Source organism: Bacillus sp. BML-BC051, from assembly GCF_019656175.1.
Lineage (GTDB): Bacteria > Bacillota > Bacilli > Bacillales > Bacillaceae_G > Bacillus_A > Bacillus_A mobilis.
Window position 1 is genome coordinate 1 of sequence record NZ_BPLI01000162.1, and the last position, 289, is coordinate 289.

A 289-nucleotide genomic window follows, 5' to 3' on the forward strand; every position below is an offset into this window, starting at 1 on the left:
GCTGTAGAAAAAGCTGGTGTTGTTAAAGGGAAAGGACCAGGTGTATTTGATCCAACTGGGAAAATTGATCGAGTTTCAATGGCCTCTCTTATTGTAGAAGCTTACAAATTAGATTCTAAAGTAAATGGTACTCCAGCAACTAAATTCAGTGATTTAGAAAAAAGTTGGGGTAAAGCAAAAGCTAACATCCTAGTTGAATTAGGGATTTCTGTTGGGACTGGTGACAGATGGGAGCCAGAAAAAATTCTAACTAAAGCAGAGGCAGCTCAATTTATTAAAAAAGCAGATT

At 37.0% G+C, this 289-nt stretch carries 1 protein-coding gene; it reads left to right on the forward strand.

Annotated features, from left to right (window positions below; translation table 11 throughout):
• Nucleotides 1–289 (forward strand): S-layer homology domain-containing protein (locus K5S59_RS29765; protein ID WP_220784130.1); only part of this gene is annotated, 289 nt, incomplete at both ends.